Source organism: Clavibacter lycopersici (genome assembly GCF_003576405.1).
GTDB classification, from domain to species: Bacteria; Actinomycetota; Actinomycetes; order Actinomycetales; family Microbacteriaceae; genus Clavibacter; species Clavibacter lycopersici.
Window position 1 is genome coordinate 1 of the sequence record NZ_QWGT01000600.1, and the last position, 307, is coordinate 307.

1 protein-coding gene is annotated in these 307 nt (G+C 80.8%); it reads left to right on the forward strand.

The window, feature by feature from the left end:
* A partial coding sequence (locus DZG00_RS16730) for an AlkA N-terminal domain-containing protein (protein ID WP_375342522.1) occupies positions 1 to 307 on the forward strand: 307 nt, incomplete at both ends.

Genomic DNA, 307 nt, shown 5'->3' on the forward strand with positions numbered 1-307 from the left:
GACGCGGACGCCGCGCGCATCGACGCCGACCTCGCCCGCGACCCCGCGCTCGCCGCCGCCGTGCGCGCGACCCCGGGCCTCCGGATCCCCGGCACGCTGGATGCGCGCTCGACCCTCTTCCGCACCGTCGTCGGCCAGCAGATCTCCGTCGCCTCCGCCCGCGCCACGCACGGCCGCATGACGGCGGACCTCGGCGAGGACCTGCCCGCGTCGGTGGCGCACGGATCCGTGACCCGCCTGCCCCCGACCGCCGCCCGCATCGCCCGCGACGGCGCCGAGCTGCTGCGCGGGCCCGCCCGGCGCACGG